The 1,357-nt window shown below is 76.1% G+C and carries 2 protein-coding genes; both read left to right on the forward strand.

Annotation, left to right across the window (positions count from 1 at the left end):
- Positions 1–566: DUF4139 domain-containing protein (locus J0670_RS38085; protein ID WP_207817342.1), on the forward strand; the 566-nt coding region annotated here is incomplete at its 5' end.
- 3 nt (positions 567–569) lie between these two features.
- A partial coding sequence (locus J0670_RS38090) for a DUF4140 domain-containing protein (RefSeq protein WP_207817343.1) occupies positions 570–1,357 on the forward strand: 788 nt, incomplete at its 3' end.

Here is a 1,357-nt window from a genome sequence, read left to right on the forward strand (position 1 = left end):
CCGTGGACGAGATCCCGCTCTCCGTCAGCCCCGAGTACGTCACCGTCCCCGCCGTCGAGGAGAAGGTGTACGCGACCCTGGTGCTCGCCAACCGCACCGACCGCGCCGTCCTGGCCGGCCCGGTCGAGGTCACCGTGGACGACGAGTTCCTGCTCACCGCCGCCCTGCCCACCCTGGCCCCCGGCGGCACCCGCCGCCTGGGCATCGGTGTGACCGAGAGCATCGAGGTGGCGCGCCGCACCGAGCTGCGCGAATCCACCACGGGCATGCTGAAGGGCAACAGCACCGTGCTCGACCACCGGGTTCACGTCCGGCTGGCGAACCGGCTCGGCCGCACCGTCACGGTGGAGGTCCGCGAGCGCGTGCCGGTCACCTCCGACGCCGAGATCCGGATCGAGGAGCGCGCCGACTGGCACGCCCCGGCCGTCCCCTCGCCGGAGTGCCCGCCCGGCACCCGGCTCTGGCGGGTCGACCTCCCGCCGGGCGGCGGCGCCGAGCTGGACGGCGGCTACCAGATCAAGATCCCGGCCGGAAAGGCCATCGTCGGCGGAAACCGGAGGAACTGAGAGATGACCGGAGCCACCACCCCCACTCAGGACACCGCCCTCCCCGTCACCGCCGTCACCTGCCTGGAGGACCGCGCCCAGGTCGAGCGCACGGTGACCGTCGAGCTGACCGGGGGCGTCCAGCGGCTGCGCCTCGGCCCGCTCACCGCCCTCGCCGTCGACCGCACCCTGCGCGCCGAGACCGCCGCCCCCGGCACCCGGGTGCTGGAGGCCCGGCTGGTCCGCACCTGGACCCCTCGCGCCCCGCTGCCGCCCGGCCCCGAGGACTCCGCGCTGCGTCACCGGCTGCACGCGCTGGAGGCCGAGTACCGCCAGGCCGACCAGGCCCGCGCCCGGCTGGACGCCCGGCTGGCCCTGCTCGCCCAGCTCTCCGCCGACCTGCTGCGCGAGATCGGCGAGGGGGCCGGCGTCGGCGAGATCGAGCGCACCCGCTGGGCCCGCGAGCTGGACCGGGTGGACGCCGAGCGGGAGCGCCACGGCGAGGAGCTGCGCGCCACCCACTCCCGGCTGCGCCGCCTGGACCAGGAGCGCTCCCGGGCCCTGACCGCGCTGGACGAGGCCGAGGAGGAGCCCGCCGAGCTGCACGCCCACCTGGAGCTCACCGTCGAGGCCGAGCGGCCCGGCCCGGTCGAGCTGACCGTCAGCCACCTGGTGCCGTGCGCGCTCTGGCGCCCCTCCTACCGCGCCACCCTTTCCCCGGAAGGACGGAACGGCGCCGGCCTGCGCCTGGAGTCCGAGGCGGTGGTCTGGCAGCGCACCGGCGAGGACTGGTCCGGAGCCCGGCTCACCTT

Origin of the sequence: Streptomyces sp. FH025 (assembly GCF_017427025.1) — a bacterium.
In the GTDB taxonomy this organism is placed as follows: domain Bacteria; phylum Actinomycetota; class Actinomycetes; order Streptomycetales; family Streptomycetaceae; genus Kitasatospora.